This is a genomic window from Aeromonas sp. 5HA1, assembly GCF_029237245.1.
In the GTDB taxonomy this organism is placed as follows: Bacteria; Pseudomonadota; Gammaproteobacteria; order Enterobacterales; family Aeromonadaceae; genus Aeromonas; species Aeromonas salmonicida.
In genome coordinates this window covers 23,242-40,854 of the sequence record NZ_JAACFW010000026.1, presented here as the reverse complement: position 1 = coordinate 40,854, position 17,613 = coordinate 23,242, and the positions used below count along the sequence as shown (strand labels likewise).

Genomic DNA, 17,613 nt, shown 5'->3' with positions numbered 1-17,613 from the left:
GCTTGCCCGCAAGAAGGGAGGGGTGACTCACGTCACCCCGACCGGCAGATTATTTGACTTGAGTGGAGGTACCGTCGGCGTGCCACTGGAACACACCGAATTCAAAGCCTTTCAGGTCGCCACTCGGTGCCCAGCTCAGGGTGCCCATGACGGTCTCGATCGGCGTGGCCTTGATGGCGGCAGCGACGGCAGCCGGGTCATCTTCACCCGCCTTGGCGATACCGGCAGCCAGGGTTTGCACCGCGGCGTAGGTGGTCCAGACGAAGGGACCGGAAGAGTCCTGTCCCTTGGCCTTGAACGCGGCGACCAGCGGGGCGTTGGCCGGCACCAGATCGTATTTGTTCGGCAGGGTGACCAGCAGGCCTTCTGAAGCCGGGCCACCGATGGCGGAGATGTCCTTGTTACCTACCCCTTCCGGACCCATGAACTTGGCCTTTAGCCCTTTCTCGGCCGACTGGCGCAGGATCAGACCCAGCTCGGGGTGATAGCCGCCGTAGTAGATGAAGTCGACGTTCTCTTTCTGCAGCTTGGCGATCAGGGCGGAGAAGTCCTTGTCACCGGCTGTGATGCCTTCGAACGCCACCACTTTCACGCCGGCTTTATCCAGCGAGGCTTTCACGCTGGAGGCGATGCCTTCACCGTACTGCTTCTTGTCGTGGATGACGGCCACGCGCTGGGGCTTGACCTGCTCGATGATGTACTTGGCGGCAGTCGGGCCCTGATCGCTGTCCAGACCAATGGTGCGCAGGGTCAGCTGGTAGCCACGTTCGGTGATCTTGGGGTTGGTGGAAGCGGGGGTGATCATCAGCACGCCTTCATCTTCATAGATGTCGGAGGCTGGCAGCGTATTGTCGGAGCAGAGGTGGCCGACCACGAACTTGACCCCGTCGTTGATCACCTTGTTGGCGATCGCCACCGCCTGCTTGGGATCGCAGGCATCGTCATAGATGACGGCTTCGATCTGCTTGCCTGCGATACCGCCAGCCTTGTTGATCTGTTCGACCGCCATCTTGCCACCGGTGAACTGCATGTCACCGTATTGGGCGACCGGGCCGGTCACGGGGCCGGCGATGCCGATCTTGATGGTGTCTGCCGCATGGGCCAGCGATACCGATCCGAACAGAGCCATAGAAACCGCTGTCCTGACTGCAATTTTGCTCAACTTATTCATCGATTCGTCCCTTAATCAGTGGATTGTTTCATTTTCCGTGTGTCATTCCGAACCAGGATCCCGCCAGTCCGGCAATAGGTATGGTTCTATCATTCCTCGCTGGGCAATAACAAGCTGTTAAAGATACTAACCAGAGAGGGGGGAACAGGGCTTTTTTGAAACAAATAACTGATATTGTTAGTTTGTGCGGGTGTTGATGCTGATTTATCCAGTTAACATCTTCACAACAAGGTGTACTGGTGGCAAATAGTAGAGGAAAAAACTGACGATATTTTACTCTGACTCTGCTCCCAATTTGACCAAAATCCGTTTGCGCAAATGGAGGTGACCTCCTAGATTAGCCAGCATTGACAAATCATTGGCAGTGCCCGTTAAAACCAAGCCTTTATTCGGGAAATCTGCTAATGTTCCGCCTTTGATATTCAGGAGACAGAGATGGCCACTATCAAGGATGTCGCCTCGCGCGCAGGCGTATCCATCTCCACCGTCTCACATGTACTCAATCACACCCGTCGGGTTAGCGAAGATGCAACCCAAAAAGTGCTTGAGGCGGTGGCAGAACTCAACTACGCGCCCAACTCGGTAGCGCGCAGCCTCAAGATAAACTCAACCAAGACCATAGGCATGCTGGTGACCACCAGTGCCAACCCCTTCTTTGCGGAAGTGGTGCAAGGAGTCGAAGCTTACTGCTTCGAGCAGGGCTACAGCCTGATCCTGTGCAACACCGAAAACCAGCCGCCCCGCCAGCAGCATTACCTGAGAATGCTGATGGAGAAGCGGGTCGATGGCCTGCTGGTGCTGGGGACCGACATCGACACCCCGCTGCGCGACATGCTGCGCATCCACAAGAATGTGCCACAAGTGGTGCTGGATTGGGGAACCGAGTGCGATTTCGCCAACGTGATCAATGACAACGCCCGCATAGGTGCGCGTCTGGCCGTGCGCCATCTGCTGGAGCAGGGTCACACGGACATCGTCTGTATCACGGGCCAGATCTCCAAGCCGACCACCCAGCAGCGACTGGCCGGGGTACGCGATGCCCTGGGCGAGCAGGGTCTGACTCTGAAAGAGGAGCAGATCTTCGAAGGGGATTACGAGAGCCAGAGCGGTTTCGATGCCATGCAGCGCATCCTGGCCCTCACGCCTCGCCCGACAGCTGTGTTTGCCTTCGATGATCCCATGGCCATAGGTGCTATCTGCGCTGCCTGGGAAGCCGGGGTCAAGGTGCCGGATGATATCTCCATGATCGGCTATGACGACGTGGAAATGGCGCGCTTCTCCAGCCCGCCGCTCACCACCATACGCCACCCCAAGGCCGAGCTCGGCCTGCTGGCGGTGAAGCATCTGGTGAGCCGCATCCGCAACAAGGCGCTGGAAGTCGAGTCCATGACGGTAGAGCCCGAGCTTATCGTCCGTCGCTCGGTCAAATCCCTGCGCTGACCGCCACGCCGTATTGCACGGCATAGTCGGCACCACGAAAAACCCCCTCTTTACCGAGGGGGTTTTTGTTTGCGGGCGATTTATTGCAGCGCTGGCCAGAAATCCTTGTTGGCGGCCACCAAGTCATCCAGGATGGCCTTCGCCACCGAGGCACTCGGCACCGTCTTGGACAAGGTGATCGCCTGCCACAGCTTCTGGTAAGAGCGCTCGACCCAGGCTTCCACCACCAGCTTCTCGACGGCCACCTGCTGGCCCATCAAGCCTTGCTGGAACAGGGGGATATCGCCGACCTGCAAGGGCTCGGGCCCGCTGCTGCCCACCAGGCAGGGGATTTCGACCATGGCCTCGGGGTCGAAGTTGTTGATGGCCCCCCGGTTGGGGACTATCAGCAGCATCCGCTCCTGGGTGTTGAAGGCGATGGCGGTGGCCAGATCCACTATATAAGAGGCGTGTTCGTCGATCTCCAGCTCGCCCGCTTCTGAGTGACCCGCTTTGACGATGGCGCGGCAGGCACTGAACACCTGTTTCTCGCGGTGCTCCATCACCTCGTTGGCGCGGGTATGTTCCGGGTTGGCGTGGGCCACCACATAGTCAGGGTAGAGGTAGTACTTCAGGTAGGTGTTGGGCAGAGTATCCGGATCGAGTGCCCACACATCCTTGGCCTTGGCGAAGGTATCGTTCCAGCTTGCCTCGGCATGGCTGGCACTGTTGGGCACATAGCCGTGGCGGGCGACGTGCTCCTTGATCGTCGGCATCAGGTCGTTGCCTGCCAGATCCTCGATGCGGGTCCACCAGCCGAAGTGGTTGAGGCCGTAGTAGCGCACCCGCATCTCTTTACGGGATTTAAGGCCGGCGATCTGGGCCATGCGGCCCTCGATCCCGATAGGCATGTCACAAATGTTCAGGATCTTGGCGTTGGGGCGCAGGCGACGGGTTGCTTCCGCCACTATGGCGGCCGGGTTGGAGTAGTTCAGCATCCAGGCGTTGGGGGAGTACTGCTCCATGTAATCGACCAGCTCCAGCACGCCACCGATGGAGCGCATGCCGTAGGCGATGCCGCCCGGGCCGCAGGTCTCCTGACCGACCACGCCGTGGCGCAGGGGGATCTTCTCGTCCAGCTCGCGCATGGGGTATTTGCCGACCCGGATGTGGGCCATGACGAAATCCACTTCGCTGAATGCGGCCTTGGGATCGGTACCGTAGCTGAAGGCAATCTCGGGTGCCTTCTCTTTCAGCAGTATCCTGCATGCCTCGGCGATGACTTCCTGGCGGGCACCATCGTTGTCGTAGAACTTGATCTCCTTGAGCGGGAAACGATGCTGGTTCTCGAGCAGCATGAGGACGATACCCGGTGTGAAAGTGCTGCCGCCGCCGGCGATGACTACAGAGAATTTTTTCATGTTCATGACTCCGTTACGAAAGAAGAGGATTGAGTGGGGTTGTTCATTATCGATTCCATATTTTCACGTACCTGTGGCACATGCAGACCTATGATTATTTGAATGCTGTCGCCATGACGAACCACTCCATGGGCGCCCAGTTGTTTGAAAACTTCATCTGCTGCGACCGAGCTGGCATTTATCAGCGACATTCTTAATCGGGTGGCACAATTATTCAGGCTTCTTATATTTTTGCTGCCGCCGAGTGCTTCGATGATTTGAGTCGCAATATCACCACCCCGCTGTTGTTTGGCTGCCTGATAATCTGCTTTTGAATAAAGCTTTATTTCGCTGTCTTCCCGTCCCGGGGTTTTTAAATTGAATCTCAGAATGAGGCTTCTGAATATCAGGAACCAGAGTCCGGTGAACGCCAGGCCTATGGCTATCTGGGTAAACATCATGCCGGCATGGTTGTGGAACATGGGGATCCAGTTCTGCGGCAGGAACTGGTCGAGCAGGCCGCCGCCCATGTTGCCGACGACGCCGAACAGGTACATGACGGTGGCCATGGTGGCAGCCAGCAGGGCATGGATGGCAAACAGCAGAGGCGAGATGAAGAGGAAGGTGAACTCCAGCGGCTCCGTGATGCCCACCAGCATGGCGGTCAGGGTTGCCGGGATCAGCAGACCGGCCACTTTGGCCTTGTTTTCACGGGCGGCAGTGGCATAGATGGCCAGGGCAATCCCCATGGCCCCGAAGATCTTGGAGTTGCCGTGCAGGGCGAAGCCACCCTGGGGGAACAGCTCGATGAGCGGACGGGTGCTCTGGCTGAACTCCTGCAGATGCTGGGCCCAGTAAAGCTGGATGCCGCCTTCCACCGCGGCCGGGCCGAAAATGAAGGGGCCATAGATGAAGTGATGCAGGCCGGTCGGGATAAGAATACGCTCGAGGAAGGTGTAGACCCAGACACCGAGCGGGCCCGAAATCAGCATGAACTCCTGCAGGGAGGCGATACCCATCTGTACCTTGGGCCACCCCAGCAGGGTCAGCCAGGCACAGGGGATCATGACGAAGAAGGCGATGATGGTGACAAAGGAGCTGCCCTGAAAGATGCCGAGAAAGACGGGAAGCTGTCGATCAAACAGGCGGTTGTGCAGGGCGGTGACGATACCCGAGATGACGATGGCCCCTATGATGCTGGTATCCAGCGTCTTGATCCCGGCCACCATGGCCAGGCCGCTTTCACCGCCGACCGTCTGGCTGAAATCGACTCCGAAATAGTCGCCCCAGGTCATCCCCATGGCATTGATGAAATAATTCCAGGTCATGAAGCTGACCAGGACGGAGAGACAGGCTCGTGCCTGCGCCTTATTTGCCAGCCCAATCGGCAAACCAATGGCAAATATCAGCGGCATGTTTCTGAATACGGTCCAGCCACCTTCTTCAATAATATGTACTATTTGAAAAAACAAACCTTGCGGGTTTGCCAGCGCCTCTCCCACGAACATGGGATTTTTCAGCATGATTGCAATGCCCACTACCATACCTGCAAATGGAAACAGTAGTACAGGAGTAAACATTGCTCCGCCAAAGCGTTGAATTTGACTGAGCATATATAGTCCCTTTATTAAAAGAGTTTTTGATGGGGTGTTGTCTGTGTTGCTGAATTGAACCTAACAACAATGAGTCAAGCCCTCATGAAATATGTGGTGGTTATGTGATCCGGCGCATGCTCTTATTTAGACAAAGAGATCTAAATTTTGAGATATTGTTGTACATCTTGTTTTTGTGACGTTATTGTCGTTTTATTTGAATTTAAAATTGTTTATTTTCAATTGGTTGAGCCTGGAGCCTCTGAATGAGAGGGCCGCGGGTACAGGCCGGGAGAGGTCTATCAGTGATCTATAAATCGGTGGCAGATCGGCTGCGTATCCGGGTCAATGGCGCGGATTGCCGGGTGGGAGACGTATTGCCGAGCGAGAAAATGCTGGCGAGCCAGTTCGGCGTGTCACGCATGACGGTGCGCAAGGCAGTGGACATGCTGATCGAATGGGGGCTGGTGGCGCGGCGCCACGGCAGCGGCACCTATGTGACCAAGAAGGATGTCCAGCATGAGACCAAGGGGCTGAGCGGCTTTACCGAGCTGATGCGCGATCAGGGTCGTCTGCTCACCAGCAAGGTGCTGGAGTTTCGTACCATGCCGGCTCCACCGGCAATTGCCAGCCAGCTCAGGGTCAAGGTAAACGAACCCGTCTATTTCTCCAGCCGGGTGCGTTCTGTGGACGGTCGGGCCCTGCTGGTGGAGGAGAGCTACATGCCGGTGCGGCTGTTTCGCACCCTGTCGGTGGCCCATCTGGAGGGCTCCAAGTTTGCCTATATCGAGAACGAGTGCCAGCTCCCCATCGCCGGCAACTACGAGAGCTTCAGCGCCGTGCTGGCCGACCGGCAGATGGCCGAGCTGCTGCATATCGAGCCGGGGGCGCCCATCCTGCGGCTGACCTCCCTCTCGTATGGCGAGAACGGGGAATTTCTCAACTACTCCATCATGTTTCGCAACGCCAACGACTATCACGTCGACTACCACCTGCGCCGTGCCCGCGACTGACCCCGCCGCCGATGGACCATGCCGTTGCCCCTGTCACAGCACAGGCACCACGAAACCACCCCCTCGTCACCGAGGGGGTGGTTGTTTGTGGACCTAGTGCGGCGGGGCTCAGGGCTTGAGGCCGAGCCGTCTGGCGAGCCGGTGCAGGTTGCCGCCGTCCATCTCCAGCGCTCGGGCGGTGGCGGCCCAGTTGCCGTGCTGGGCTGCCAGGGTCTGCTCGATCAGCCGGAGCTGGAATGCATCGGTGGCCGTGCGCAGTCCAATGCCAGCCGTCATCTGCTGCGCTGCCTGTTCCACAGGAATGCGGCTGGATGAGGAGGCGCTGCCGGTGGCAAGGTTGAAGTGGTGGCAATCCAGTGCCGGGGCCTGACTGCCCTGCTCGGCCCGCGCCAGCACGGCGGCTCTGTGGATGGCGTGCTCCAGCTCCCGCACGTTGCCCGGCCAGTCGTAGCTGGCGAGCAGTTGCAGCGCTCTGGGCTCGATGCGCAGCCGCTCCAGCCCCAGGCTGACCCGGCAGCGTTCGCAAAAATAACCGGCCAGCAGGGGGATGTCGTCCGGCCGCTCCCGCAGGGCGGGGGCGTGGATCGGGAAGACGCTCAGGCGGTGGTAGAGATCGCTTCGAAATTGCCCCTCGACCACCGCCTGTTTCAGATCCCGGTTGGTGGCGGCCAGGATGCGTACGTTCACCTTGAGGGGGGTGTCGTCACCGATGCGCTGCAGATCGCCGTATTGCAGCACCCGCAGCAGCTTGGCCTGCAGCGACAGGGAGAGCTCGCCGATCTCGTCCAGGAACAGGGTGCCCTTGTCGGCCAGCTCGAACTTGCCCGCCCGGTTGTGAATGGCGCCGGTGAAGGCCCCCTTCACGTGGCCGAACAGCTCGCTCTCCGCCACCGATTCCGGCAGGGCGGCGCAGTTGAGATAGACCAGCGGCGCGCTGGCACGGGGTGAGCCCTGATGCACCGCCTTGGCGATCAGCTCCTTGCCGACCCCCGTCTCCCCCAGGATCAGCACGTTCAGCTCGGAGCTCGCCACCACGTTTATCTCGTGGCGCAACCGGTCCATGGCCGGGGAGCGGCCAATCATCTCGGGCTGGCCCGGCCCATTCTGGGTGGAGGGGGCGAGGGGTTCGCTGCTCTGGCGGGCGAGCCGTTCCAGCAACAGGGCGTTGCTGAGGGCGGCGGCAGCCAGGGCGCCCACCAGTCGCAGCTCCTCGTCGCTGATGCCGTCGAACTGGGTCGGGTTCATGCCATCTATGGTCAGGGCGCCGATGAGCGTCTGATCCGAAAACAGTGGCAGGCCGACACAGGCGTGCACCCTGAAGTCGTCGTGATCCGGGATCAGGCCGTCATAGGGGTCGGGCAGGTTGCTGTCGGCGGGGAAGCGCACCACGTCACCGGCACGGGCGATGGCCTCCATGCGCGGATGGTCCGCCAGCGCGAAGCGGCGGCCCAGCACGTCCTGCATCAGGCCGTCGATGGCCAGCGGTATGAACTGGCCCCCCTCGTAGCGCAGCAGGGCCGAGGCGTCCGAGTGCAGCAGGCTGCGCACGCTCTGGATCAGACGGTGGAACCTGTCCTGATGGGAGATGCCGAGTTGCAGGTCTAGGGCGATGCGCGCCAGGCTGTCGGTTGAAATCACGAGAATTGTCCAAATGACAGTGTCTTTGTGTTTTTGACTATGAAGAGTAAGTGTCTAAATGACAATGCATGAAATCTGTTTTCTATAAAAACAATGAGTTATGAGTTGGCACGTCAACTGCAATAGTCCGTTCAGTCGCACATTCGCTATTGCATTCTGAGGAACAACTTGATGACCATTCACGTCAAAAACAACATTCACTGGGTCGGCCAACGGGACTGGGAGGTGCGCGACTTTCACGGCACCGAGTACAAGACCCACAAGGGCACCAGCTACAACAGCTATCTCATCCGCGAAGGCAAGAATGTGCTGATCGATACGGTCGATCACAAGTTCAGCCGCGAGTTCGTGCAGAATCTGGCGGCCGAGATCGATCTCGCCTCCATCGACGTTATCGTGATCAACCACGCCGAGGAGGATCATGCCGGTGCCCTGACCGAGCTGATGGCCCGCATCCCGGGCACCCCCATCTACTGCACCCACAACGCCATCGACTCCATCACGGGTCACCATCATCATCCTGAGTGGAATTTCCACCCGGTGAAAACCGGCGACAGCCTGGATATCGGCAACGGCAAGCAGCTGGTGTTTATCGAGACCCCTATGCTGCACTGGCCCGACAGCATGATGACCTATATGACGGAGGATGCTGTGCTCTTCTCCAACGACGCCTTCGGTCAGCACTACTGCGACGAGCACCTGTTCAACGACGAGGTGGATCAGATTGAGCTGATGGAGCAGTGCCAGCGCTACTACGCCAACATACTCACCCCCTTCAGCCCGCTGGTGACCGCCAAGATCAAGGAGGTGCTGGGCTTCAACCTGCCGGTGAGCATGGTGGCAACCTCCCACGGCATCGTCTGGCGCGACGATCCCACCCAGATCATCCTGAAATACCTGGAGTGGGCCGACCACTACCAGGAGGATCGCATCACCCTCTTCTACGACTCCATGTCCAACAACACCCGCATGATGGCCGATGCCATCGCCCAGGGCATCCACGAGGTGGACCCCGGGGTGGCGGTGAAGATCTACAACGTGGCGCGCCACGACAAGAACGAGATCCTGACCCAGGTGTTCCGCTCCAAAGGGGTGCTGGTGGGCTCCTCCACCATGAACAACGTCATGATGCCCAAGGTGGCGGGCATGCTGGAGGAGATCACCGGCCTGCGCTTCAGAAACAAGCGCGCCTCTGCTTTCGGCAGCTACGGCTGGACCGGCGGTGCCGTTGACCGGATCCAGACCCGGCTGATGGATGCGGGATTCGACATCAGCATCTCCCTCAAGGCCAAGTGGCGCCCCGACGGATCGGCGCTGGCCCTGTGCCGCGAGCATGGTCGCCAGCTCGCCCGCCAGTGGGCACTGCACCCGCTCGAGGCGCCCCGTCCGATCACCACAACTAGCGCCGCAGCGGCTCCGGTAGTTGAGGCAGGAGTTGTGGTTGAGATGAGTGTCCCAGCTTCTGCTGGTGTGGTTGAGGTGGGTGTCCCCGCTTTTTCTGGTGCGATGGAGCTCCCGGTATCTCGCGGCGTGGCCCCGATCACCTGCGAGCAGGACGATGACCAGCCCATGCTCTGCACCGTCTGTCAGTGGATCTATGACCCGGCCCTCGGCGAGCCGGATCAGCTGGTGGCTCCGGGTACCCCCTGGGCCCGGGTGCCTGACAGCTTCCTCTGCCCGGGCTGTGGCATCGGCAAGGAGGTATTCGAGCCCTGCGCGGTGGAGGCCTGTGTATGAAGGCTGCGACTCTGAGTGAGGCCGGTGTCAGCCGGGAGATATTGGTGATCGGCAGCGGCTTCGCTGCCCAGCAACTGGTCAAGAGCCTGCGCAAGCTGGATACTGAGCAGCCCATCCGTCTCATCACAGCCGACAGCGGCGACGAGTACAACAAGCCGGATCTCAGCCACGTGGTGAGCCGAGGTTGTACCGCCGCGGCCATGACCCGGCTGAGCGGCAGCGACTTTGCCGAGCAGCAGCGCATCGCGTTGCTGCCCCACTGCCCCGTGCTTGGCATCGATCCCGCTCGTCGTATTGTGATGACCGGGCAGGGGGAGTTTGCCTATGGTCAGCTGGTGCTGGCCACCGGCGCCAGCGCGGCCCGCCCAGCCATACTGGGCGGTGAGCAGCTGGTGACCCTCAACAGCCTGCAAGAGTACGCCGCTGCCGAGGGGCCAATCCAGCAGGCCCGCCGCATCATGGTGCTGGGGGCAGGACTGATTGGCTGCGAGCTGGCGATGGACATGGCGAGCTATGGTCGCGAGGTCACTCTGGTGGATCTGGCCGACAGCCCGCTCAGCGCCCTGTTGCCGGCAGTACTGAGTCAGCCACTGCAGCAGGCACTGCGCAGTCAGGGGGTCAGCCTGCAGTTCGGGCTGGGCATCGCCAGGATAGATGCCCAGCCCGGCGACGGCTGGCGGGTGACCCTGACCGATGGCCGCACCAGCGAGCAGGATCTGGTGATCGCCGCCATCGGCCTTCGGCCGAATCTGGCCCTGGCCCAGGGGGCCGGGCTGGAAGTGGAGCGTGGCATCCTGGTCGACGACAGCTTGCAAACCAGCGATCCCCATATCTTCGCACTGGGTGATTGCGCCCAGTGGCGAGGGCAGCTGCTCCCCTTCTTGCAACCCATAGTGCTGGGGGCCAATGCGCTGGCGCGTACCCTGCTTGGCACGCCGACCCCGCTGACCCTGCCGCCCATGCTGGTGAAGGTGAAGACGCCGCGTTATCCCTTGCAGCTGGCGGGCCGCACCAAGGGCGAGGATCTCGCCTGGCAGTGCCGCTGGAACAGCCACGGCATGGTGGCCGAGGCGCACGGCGAGGATGGCGAGCTGTGCGGCTTCGTGGTGGGGGGCGATCAGATGAGCGCCGCCTTCCCGCTGCTGCGCCAGTTGCCCCGTTGATTCATTGATAACGTCAGGCCGGGTTGACCCGGCTACTTGAGGAGAATTGATATGTCCATGCAACTTATTCCGTCTCACTGGGTGGTGCGTCGTTCCACTCCCTTCTTTACCCGCGAGAATGTGCCCCAGGCCCTGCTCAGCCACCACAACACGGCGGCCGGGGTGTTCGGCCAGCTCTGCGTGATGGAGGGTACAGTCACCTACCACGGCTTTGCCAACGAGCAGGCCGAGGAGCCTGAGATAAGCCTGGTGATCCATGCCGGCCAGTTTGCCACCAGCCCGCCCCGGTACTGGCACAGGGTCGAGCTGTCGGAGGATGCCCGCTTCAACATCCACTTCTGGGCCGAGCAGGCAGAATCCGATCAGCCCCTGTTCAACAGCCGAAAAGGGTGAGATCGGGTGGGGGCCAATCCGGGTGAATGGCCCCCTCTGCCCATGCAGATCAAAATAATCAACTCAGATGTTGGTTATTCTGTGCCCCTGAGTCGAATGAGTGCTGTGGGGGAAGAATGAGCGTGATCGAAGCCGTGACCCTGGCCTGTGGCTTGGTCTATCTGGTCCTGTTGCAATGGCAGGCAGGGCCCGGCTGGTCATGGCGCCTCTCCATCGGCTTGCTGCTCGTCGGCTGGTTGGTGGCGGTGGATCTCACCCTCTGGCTCGCACTGGGGCTGGTGGTCGTCCCCCTCGCTCTGTGGCACAAATACCGGCCGCTGCCGGCACTCAGCGGGATCAACAGCCAGCCGCTGCGGGCCTGGACCCGCCATCTACTGCTGCTCGGCTGGGGATTGGTGACTGTGCAGTATGGCCTGCATATCTGGCAGCTGGGGCAGGGGATACCTCCCTGGCTGGTGCGTCCGGACGTGGTCGATGGCTTTCTGCCCATCGCCGGCGGGCTCGGGCTGCGGGCCTGGCTCAGTCAGGGCATAGTGGATCCCCATCATCCGGCGGCGACCGTCACTGTGCTGGTGCTCTGCCTGTCGGCCCTGCTGCTGGGGCGGGCCTTCTGCGCCTGGTTCTGCCCGATCGGGCTGGTGGGTGAGTGGCTGCATCGTCTGCGCAGTCGATTGATGGTGGGGGAGTGGACGCCGCCGTGCTGGCTCGATGCCGTGCTGCGTTCCCAGAAATTCCTGGTGCTCGGTTTTTTGCTCTTCATTATCCTGCTGGCGGTGCCCGCTGCCGCCCTACCCGGCTACTTCACCAGCCCCTACCATCAGGCGGCGGACATGAAGATGGGCGCCTTCTTCTTCAATTTGAACCTCATCTCCGGCCTCTGTCTGGGCTGGGTGCTGCTGATCGCTGCCCTTTTTCGGCAGGGCTTCTGCCGCTACCTCTGCCCCTACGGCGCCTGGCTCGCCCTGCTGGGCTTGTTGACCCCGCTGCGCATTCGCCGCGACCCGGCCCGCTGCCTGCGAAGCGTTGGCCATGACTGCGACAAGTGCAGCCGGGCCTGCCCGTCCCGCATTCAGGTACATCAGCTGATCGCGGTGCGCAGTCTGGAGTGCAGCAGCTGCCTGAGCTGTGTCGCCGCCTGCCCCAAACGGGCCGATGCGTTGCACCTTGGCAGCAAAACGAGCAGGCTCACTCCTCGCTGGCTGCTGGGTATGCTCTGCCTGCTGTTGTTGATACTGCCGCTGCTCTCCTACGGCCAGCTGGATATCTGGGTCAGCCAGACACCGCTGGCGGTGCGGGCTCAGCTGCTACAGCTGTTGCCCCAACTGGCTCATTGAGTACCGATGCGCCAGTTGCAGGCGGTCTGTTGAGGGGCCGCCGGGCGCTCTGAAGATGCATCCGCATTTGATACCTGAGGGGTAGCAGGGTAAAGTCCCTTCCCCGACATGATGGCCCTGCTGCCATGTCGTGCCGGCAGCTAGCCCCGGTCACACCTTGCTTCGCTTTCGAAGCAGCAAGCACTGGGCGCCGGCAGCATAGATGAGCGCGATCTACCATGACAACCGGCGTAGCAAATGCAACGGTCCGCGGTCGCGATCAGATCAACAATCGTCTTTGGAGAAGTAAATGGGACAGAAACCATCTTTGGTGGGCGGGGCATGCATCATTGCCGGCGTCTGTGTGGGGGCCGGCATGCTGGGCTTGCCGAGTGCCGGGGCGGGCGCCTGGACCATCTGGTCCATCCTGGCCATTACCCTGACTATGGTGGTGATGACGGTCTCCGGCTGGATGCTGCTGGAATCCTATCAGGGCTATCCGCTGCGGGTGTCGTTCGATACCGTGACCCGGGAGTTGCTGGGAGAGAAGGTCAACGCCTTCAACAACATCACCGTCTACTTCGTCGGTGGCATACTGCTTTACGCCTACATCACCTCGGCCGGTCTCATCATAGATGGGATGACGGGGATCGGCAGCCACTGGGCCTCAGTTCTGTTCACCCTGGGCTTCTCCGGGCTGGTATGGCACTCGACCCGGGCTGTGGATCGCATCTCGGTCGTGCTGGTCATCGCCATGGGGCTGAGCTTCGTGTTCGGCATCTCGGGTCTTTCCCTCAACATCAAGCCGACCCTGTTGTTCGATACCCTGAGCGAGCACGCCAGCTATGCACCCTATGCGCTTGCCATGCTGCCGGTGGCACTGACCTCGTTCGGTTATCACCACTCTGTCTCCTCCATGCGCGCCTATTACGGTGAGGAGCGCCGTGCCCGTTACGCCATTCTCGGTGGCACCGCCATAGCGCTGCTGTTCTACCTCATCTGGCTGGTGAGCGTGTTTGGCAACCTGCCGCGCAGCGAGTTCGGGCCCGTGGTGGCGCAGGGCGGCAACGTCGACGTGCTGCTCAAGGCCTTGGCTTCGGTGATAGAGTCGGAGGCCGTCTCCAACGCCCTCAACCTCTTCTCTATGGCCGCCATCCTCTCCTCCTTTATCGGGGTAGGTCTGGGGGTGTTCGACTATCTGGCGGATCTGTTCAAGTTCGACAACAGCCCCAAGGGCCGCGCCAAGTCATGGGGCGTGACTTTCCTGCCACCGCTGCTGCTCTCCCTGCTGTTCCCGTTCGGCTTCCTGATGGCCATCGGCTACGCTGGCGCAGTGGCGACCCTCTGGACCTGCATCATACCGGCCCTGCTGGCCTGGAAGGTGCGCGCCGGCAAGAGCGAGCAAGGCGGCAAAGGCGATGGCTTTCGCGCGCCGGGCGGCCTGCCGATGATAGTGGGGGTCTTGCTGTTCGGTGTGCTGACCGCCCTCTTCCACCTGCTCAATATGGCGGGTCTGCTGCCTGTCTATACCGGCTGATCAAGCCTGGCCAGTCCCACCTGCACTTGTGGGGGATCAACAAAACGGCGCCTTCGGGCGCCGTTTTGGTATAAGGCCAGTGCCCCAGTCTTCCTTTGCATCCTGGCCATGCGCCCAACAAGGGCACACTTCGCTCGCCATCGAAGCGTTGCCGCTGCATCCCCCTTAATCTGCTGATTCTTATCGCAAAGGAGAGGCAAGGATGTACGATATTCACGTGATGTTGCCCGATAACCCGGGCTCGCTGGGGCAGTTTGGTCTCTTGATGGGACGGGCAGGCGTCAGCCTGGAAGGCGGGGGCATGTTTACTGCGGGTGGAGCAGGTCATGCCCATTTTCTGGTTGAGAATGGTGCCAGGGCGGCTCAGGCTGCAGAGCAGGCAGGTCTGGAGGTGGTCGCCGTACGTGAAGTGCTGGTGCGCCGTCTGAAACAGGAAGTACCGGGTCAGCTTGGCGCCATCTGCAGCGCCTTGGGGGATGCATCGGTCAACATCATCATCCTGTACAGTGACCATGCCAACCAGCTGATACTGGTGACGGATGATATCGACAAGGCCCGCACTGTCACGGCCGAGTGGCAATAGCAACGACGAGCAGAGCGTAGCGATATGAGCGAACAGGACACCCTTGAACAAGGTCTGGCACAGGTGGCGGCCGCCATTGCCGACAGTAGTCGCGCCCGCATGCTGTGCGCCCTGATGGATGGCCGTGCCTGGACGGCCACCGAGCTGAGCACTGTGGCCGAGGTGTCGGCATCCACTGCCAGCAGTCACCTTGCCATGCTCCAGCAGCAGGGACTGACGGCCTGTGTCCGGCAGGGCAAGTATCGCTACTACCGCATCGCGAATCATGAGGTGGCGAGGGTGGTGGAGCAGTTGATGGGGCTGGTAGAGCAAGGTTCTCTTCGTAGCAAGACCCCGGAACGACTGCGCTTTGCCCGCACCTGTTATGACCATCTGGCGGGCGAGCTGGGGGTGAGATTCCATGACAGCCTGATTGCCCGAGGTTGGCTGGACGCCAGCAGTTATGCCCTGACTCCTGAGGGGGAGCACCATTTCGCGCAGCTTGGGGTTGATTGCCAGCCGAGTGGCAAGCGCCACTTTGCTTGCCACTGTCTCGACTGGAGCGAGAGGCGCATGCATCTGGGAGGCGAGCTGGGAACCCGGCTGCTTGCCCATTTTTTGGACAAGGGGTGGCTGGTGCGAGGACTGGGTAGTCGTGAGCTGATCCTGACCGCCCGTGGCCAGCGGTTGCTGCAACAGCAGTTCGGGGTCGTGCCACTGTAGTCTGCCATTCAGCTGGTTTGGGCTATAGTTTGGTTCTCTTTGGAGCCTGACTAGGAGATGGCTATGGCATGGACTATCGATGATTCTCAACCCCGGATCCTCTACAACAAGGACAAGCATGTTGCTGTGACCCCGTCGGCCATGAGCAAGTATCACGAATGGCGGCGGGAGATCGAGCGCGGCTCGGATCCCAAGAGTGCCGCCGGCAAGGTCGGCGATATGCACTACGAGCAGCTGAGCGGCAACAACAAGGGGGTCTACACGATCCGGCTCAGTCAGGAGCACAGGGTCGCCTTTACCATCAATGGCACCCTGCAGCAGGTCAAGGTGATCAGCATTGGCGGCCACTTCCCTCCGAGTTAGTGTGAGGGGGTGTGCTGCAACAAGAAAAACGGCGCCTTTTGGCGCCTTTTTTGATGGTGAAAACCAGCCGACTGGGGGCCATCTGACATCGAACTCAGCGATAGCGGGCTGCTGTGATGAATTGGCCGAAGGTTTCACACCAGACGATCACGCTGCTGTAGCGGGCTGGATCGATGCTGGTGGGCAGTGGCACGATAAAGTTGTCAAAGGTTTTGACTGGCCCCACGTGCACCATCTGCGCTTTCAGGCGGGAAAAATCCGCCTCGGTTTCGACAAATTCCGGTGATAGATAGAGCTGGTAATCGGGCCCCGGCGCCAGCTTGCCCATCAGGCTGATGGCATCGGGCCCTATGCTCACCTTGCCTTCCCCCCAGTGCAGCCGGTCGCTGTCTTTGAGATCCCGGCGAAAGGTGCCGCTGAAACTGGCCTGCTGCTGGCTGGCCGCTACCGCTTCACTGCTCGGTGCGGGTGGGGCTATCAGTATGGGCAGGGTATAGATGCCGGCGGCAAACCCCAATCCCCCGATCAGCAGATGAGTCGCCAGCAGCAGGGCCAGGGTCTTGCGTTGCATCATGTCTCTCTCCTTGATAAATGGATGGCAATATCGCTAGCAGCGGCATCCCCACAGATGGGTCACGCTGCTCGCCATCATGCTCCCGGGTAAGGTGAGCGATGGGGTGGATTATGATGATCGATGGCGGGGCAGTTTGCCTGACTCGCCCTTCCCGCTTTACTGAATGGCATCGAAGTCCACGGGGGGCAGTATTTCGAAACCGGGTTTGGCAAACAGATAACCCTGCATCAGGTCTATCCCCATCTCCTGCAGACATGCCATTTCATCCCGGGTTTCGATCCCTTCCGCCAGGGGGGTGATGTTCAACTCCTCAAAGAGGGCGAGACAGTGGCGCACAATGGCCTGGCGGACCTTGTCTTTATCGATCCCCCTCAACAGATGCATATCCAGCTTGATGATGTCTGGCAGAAAATCTGCCAGCAGATTGAGACTGGAATATCCGGCGCCAAAGTCATCCATCGCCGTCTTGAAGCCGAGTGCCTGATAGTGATCCACTATGTGGCGAATATGCTGGTTATCCGCCACGCGCTCCACTTCGGTGAACTCGAACATGATCTGCTCGATGGGAAACTGGTGCTCCCGCGCTGCTTGCAAGGTGGTGCGGATGCAGCGCTCCGGACGATAAACCGCATTGGGCAGGAAATTGATGCTCAGCATTCCCTGCATCTTGAGTTTGGCCGCCAGTGCAATGGCTTTGATCCGGCAAAGCTGATCAAAGCGGTAGCGATTGTCATCGTTGACCCGTGAAATCACTGAGTGGGCGGGTTCGTTATTGATCCCCCTGACCAGCGCTTCATAGCCAAATATGGTACGGGTACGACAGTGGACTATGGGTTGAAAGGCCATGGTGAAATCGAAGCCGAGATCCCCGCTTTCCTGGCACTGCTGGCACGATAGCTGGGGGGGAGCAGAAGGTATGTCCATGCTTTCCTCATACAGGGGGACTGGTGAGCAGGGTCGCGATATCAAGCCTATATCCAGCTTCAAATGATAACAAGCCTGGATACCGCCCGGA

The 17,613-nt window shown here is 60.3% G+C and carries 16 protein-coding genes; 10 read left to right on the top strand and 6 right to left on the bottom strand.

What is annotated here, in order from left to right:
- Positions 1–49: 49 nt before the first annotated feature.
- Positions 50–1,171 (bottom strand): branched-chain amino acid ABC transporter substrate-binding protein, encoded by a 1,122-nt coding sequence (locus GWQ27_RS19225; RefSeq protein ID WP_021139526.1) that lies wholly within the window; start codon positions 1,169–1,171, stop codon positions 50–52.
- A gap of 435 nt (positions 1,172–1,606) precedes the next feature.
- Here GWQ27_RS19225 and GWQ27_RS19220 point away from each other — a divergent pair, with 435 nt between their 5' ends.
- Entirely contained in the window at positions 1,607–2,611 is a 1,005-nt protein-coding gene (locus GWQ27_RS19220; RefSeq protein WP_005320642.1) for a substrate-binding domain-containing protein, read from the top strand.
- A gap of 80 nt (positions 2,612–2,691) precedes the next feature.
- On the opposite strand, the gene GWQ27_RS19215 is transcribed toward GWQ27_RS19220, so the two are convergent.
- Both GWQ27_RS19215 and GWQ27_RS19210 read right to left on the bottom strand, forming a co-directional pair.
- Entirely contained in the window at positions 2,692–4,017 is a 1,326-nt protein-coding gene (locus tag GWQ27_RS19215; RefSeq protein ID WP_275908087.1) for a 6-phospho-alpha-glucosidase, read from the bottom strand.
- A complete protein-coding gene (locus GWQ27_RS19210) occupies positions 4,014–5,603 on the bottom strand; it encodes an alpha-glucoside-specific PTS transporter subunit IIBC (protein WP_275908086.1) in 1,590 nt (529 codons plus the stop codon). The genes GWQ27_RS19215 and GWQ27_RS19210 overlap by 4 nt, the downstream gene beginning before the upstream one ends.
- Positions 5,604–5,887: 284 nt before the next feature.
- On the opposite strand from GWQ27_RS19210, the gene GWQ27_RS19205 reads away from it, so the two are divergent.
- Positions 5,888–6,595, top strand: coding sequence for a GntR family transcriptional regulator (locus tag GWQ27_RS19205; RefSeq protein WP_275908085.1), 708 nt, complete (start codon positions 5,888–5,890; stop codon positions 6,593–6,595).
- A gap of 108 nt (positions 6,596–6,703) precedes the next feature.
- Here the strand turns inward: GWQ27_RS19205 and norR are convergent, their stop codons facing one another.
- The gene (norR, locus tag GWQ27_RS19200) at positions 6,704–8,233 is read right to left on the bottom strand and encodes a nitric oxide reductase transcriptional regulator NorR (RefSeq protein WP_275908084.1); all 1,530 of its coding nucleotides are present in this window, start codon (positions 8,231–8,233) and stop codon (positions 6,704–6,706) included.
- Positions 8,234–8,404: 171 nt separating this feature from the next.
- Between norR and norV the strand changes: the two genes are divergently transcribed.
- From norV to GWQ27_RS19160, 8 genes are all read left to right on the top strand, one after another.
- The gene (norV, locus tag GWQ27_RS19195) at positions 8,405–9,970 is read left to right on the top strand and encodes an anaerobic nitric oxide reductase flavorubredoxin (protein WP_265422473.1); all 1,566 of its coding nucleotides are present in this window, start codon (positions 8,405–8,407) and stop codon (positions 9,968–9,970) included.
- Positions 9,967–11,133 (top strand): NADH:flavorubredoxin reductase NorW, encoded by a 1,167-nt coding sequence (gene norW, locus GWQ27_RS19190; protein WP_275908083.1) that lies wholly within the window; start codon positions 9,967–9,969, stop codon positions 11,131–11,133. Before norV ends, norW begins: the two co-directional genes overlap by 4 nt.
- Positions 11,134–11,184: 51 nt before the next feature.
- Entirely contained in the window at positions 11,185–11,526 is a 342-nt protein-coding gene (locus tag GWQ27_RS19185) for a DUF1971 domain-containing protein (RefSeq protein ID WP_087756857.1), read from the top strand.
- 116 nt (positions 11,527–11,642) lie between these two features.
- Entirely contained in the window at positions 11,643–12,860 is a 1,218-nt protein-coding gene (locus GWQ27_RS19180; protein WP_275908082.1) for a 4Fe-4S binding protein, read from the top strand.
- A 289-nt stretch (positions 12,861–13,149) separates the two neighbouring features.
- Positions 13,150–14,376 carry an aromatic amino acid transporter gene (locus GWQ27_RS19175; protein ID WP_275908081.1) on the top strand — a complete coding sequence of 409 codons (1,227 nt, stop codon included), beginning with the start codon at positions 13,150–13,152 and terminating at the stop codon, positions 14,374–14,376.
- Positions 14,377–14,578: 202 nt separating this feature from the next.
- Positions 14,579–14,959 (top strand): amino acid-binding protein, encoded by a 381-nt coding sequence (locus tag GWQ27_RS19170; protein WP_256686300.1) that lies wholly within the window; start codon positions 14,579–14,581, stop codon positions 14,957–14,959.
- A gap of 24 nt (positions 14,960–14,983) precedes the next feature.
- Entirely contained in the window at positions 14,984–15,661 is a 678-nt protein-coding gene (locus tag GWQ27_RS19165; protein ID WP_275908080.1) for a metalloregulator ArsR/SmtB family transcription factor, read from the top strand.
- Positions 15,662–15,724: 63 nt separating this feature from the next.
- Positions 15,725–16,024 carry a toxin gene (locus GWQ27_RS19160; protein WP_021139539.1) on the top strand — a complete coding sequence of 100 codons (300 nt, stop codon included), beginning with the start codon at positions 15,725–15,727 and terminating at the stop codon, positions 16,022–16,024.
- A 94-nt stretch (positions 16,025–16,118) separates the two neighbouring features.
- Here GWQ27_RS19160 and GWQ27_RS19155 read toward each other — a convergent pair whose 3' ends face one another.
- Both GWQ27_RS19155 and GWQ27_RS19150 read right to left on the bottom strand, forming a co-directional pair.
- Complete coding sequence (locus GWQ27_RS19155) at positions 16,119–16,595, bottom strand: DM13 domain-containing protein (RefSeq protein WP_275908103.1); 477 nt, start codon at positions 16,593–16,595, stop codon at positions 16,119–16,121.
- Between the two features lie 159 nt (positions 16,596–16,754).
- Positions 16,755–17,522 (bottom strand): EAL domain-containing protein, encoded by a 768-nt coding sequence (locus GWQ27_RS19150; protein WP_275908079.1) that lies wholly within the window; start codon positions 17,520–17,522, stop codon positions 16,755–16,757.
- Positions 17,523–17,613: the final 91 nt, after the last annotated feature.